2 pseudogenes are annotated in these 747 nt (G+C 60.6%); one reads left to right on the forward strand and one right to left on the reverse strand.

Going from position 1 to position 747, the window contains the following annotated elements:
- Positions 1-447 (forward strand): annotated as a pseudogene (locus G9463_RS03295) (hypothetical protein); the annotation flags it as partial.
- Between the two features lie 6 nt (positions 448-453).
- Here G9463_RS03295 and G9463_RS23960 read toward each other — a convergent pair.
- Positions 454-747: pseudogene (locus tag G9463_RS23960) on the reverse strand (hypothetical protein); the annotation flags it as partial.

Here is a 747-nt window from a genome sequence, read left to right on the forward strand (position 1 = left end):
GTCGGGACCTGGGAGATACGACCGATTATCTACGCCGGCAATCAGGAGCGCGAGCTCGTATACGAGGCTGGGGCAGTGTATCGGACGAACCGGGACGGTGGCGTGCAAAAACGGACGCCGCCGATACTCGTCTCAGATGACCGTGTTCTCATCACGGTGGTCGGCACGACCGCCAGTGACCAGCAGAGCCTGGGCGGGTCGACAGTGCTTGTCCGGACAAACCACCGGAGCAGCAACGTCTCGTTCGCCGATACCGACGGCAACATCGAACACGTCAACATCAGTGTCGACTCGGCCCCACAGCGTGAGGCACTCTGGCAGTCCTACTTCGAGAGCGAAGGGTTCAGTTGCGCGGCCAACGGCTGGTGTAACTTCACGTCGTCCTCCGGCGATATCCAGCGGACGTACGTGGTCTATCACGACATCGCAGTCGAGATTGACCAGTGACCAGCCCTACCCGCTGGTCACGTTGATCCGGTTCTTCGAGACGTGGAGGTACGTCAGCCGGATGATGTTCGTGTTTTTCGGGACGGCTCGCTCGTTTCTGAGCGCTCGGTCATAATGGACCAGCCCGCCGTTGTCTACCGTAACTGACCCGGCGACGAGGCCGCCGTACAGCTCCGCCTTTTTGACCGAGACACTGCTTGCACTGACGCCGCCAGCGGGTGCGTAAATCACGCCCTCAAACTGCGGCGTATCAGTGTCTCCCTCGATGAAGGCGTCAAAGTCCGACCGGCCGTACATCCA

The sequence above is a fragment of the Haloarcula sp. JP-Z28 genome, from assembly GCF_011440255.1.
Classification (GTDB): Archaea; Halobacteriota; Halobacteria; order Halobacteriales; family Haloarculaceae; genus Haloarcula; species Haloarcula marismortui.